General features: G+C 50.6%; 1 protein-coding gene and 1 pseudogene. Both read left to right on the top strand.

All coding sequences use genetic code 11. The features are described 5' to 3' along the window. Positions 1-708: thiamine pyrophosphate-dependent enzyme (locus tag NHN17_RS25810; protein WP_255045532.1), on the top strand; the 708-nt coding region annotated here is incomplete at its 5' end. Positions 709-823: 115 nt separating this feature from the next. Then, positions 824-1,095, top strand: a pseudogene (locus NHN17_RS25805) (gfo/Idh/MocA family oxidoreductase); the annotation flags it as partial.

Below are 1,095 nucleotides of genomic sequence, written 5' to 3'. Positions count from 1 at the left end.
GAGGGTGACTTGCTACCGGGTATGTCTTCATACGCGGAAGTGATCGGCAAGCTGAACACCTCGATGGAAAAAGGCGACACCGTACTGACAGCTGCAGGTGGTCTACCGGCTGAGCTTTCGATGAACTGGCAGAACTACCAGATTGGTAAGTTCGACATCGACTTTGGCTACTCGTGCATGGGTTACGAAATTGCTGGTGGCTGGGGCGCGAAAGTTGCCAACCCAGATAACGATGTCGTTGTACTTGTGGGCGATGGTTCATACCTCATTCAAAACTCAGATATCTACTCTTCAGTACTGACTGGCCACAAGATGATTGTGGTGGTGTGTGATAACGGCGGTTTCGCGGTTATCAACAAACTGCAGAACAATACCGGTAACGAGTCATTCAACAACCTGCTTGAAGATTGCCGCCGTCCAGATGGCGAGTTGGCCCGTGTTGACTTTGCCAAGCACGCAGAAGCTCAAGGTGCAATTTCCGAGAAACTGACGTCTGTTGACGAGTTTGATGCTGCCTTTGCCCGCGCGAAAGAAGCGGACCGCACTTACGTGATTGTGGTTGATATCGACCCTGTATCCCCTGCGGCATGGTCTAAGTGTGACTGCTGGTGGGAAGTGGGTTTGCCTGAAGTGACGCGCAACGAAGAGACGGCGAAGAAAGTCGCTGACTGGGAAGAAGGCCGAGCGACTCAAAGACGCGGCGTCTAACCGAAAAAGAATTCCGAACATTTAAATCTTTATATTTCTAATAATTTACCCGCAGGTATCACAGCTAGCTACATAAAGCATAAGGTGGTCGTGATACCTGCCAAGGAGTGAAGCAATGTTTAATGAAGAACGTCATTTTGACCAACCAATCCGCTGGGCAATGGTAGGTGGTGGCCGTGGTAGCCAGATCGGTTACTCACACCGCAACGCAGCACTGCGTGATGGTCTGTTCAAATTGGTTGCCGGTGCTTTCGATCTAGATCCAGCGCGCTGCCGCGATTTTGGTGAAAACCTAGGTCTAGATGGTGATCGTTGCTACGCCAACTACCAAGAGATGTTCGAGCAAGAAGCACAGCGTGAAGACGGTATCCAAGCTGTTTCTATCGC

It is taken from the genome of Photobacterium pectinilyticum, assembly GCF_024357955.1.
Taxonomy (GTDB): Bacteria; Pseudomonadota; Gammaproteobacteria; order Enterobacterales; family Vibrionaceae; genus Photobacterium; species Photobacterium pectinilyticum.
This window is presented reverse-complemented; position numbering and strand designations above follow the sequence as displayed.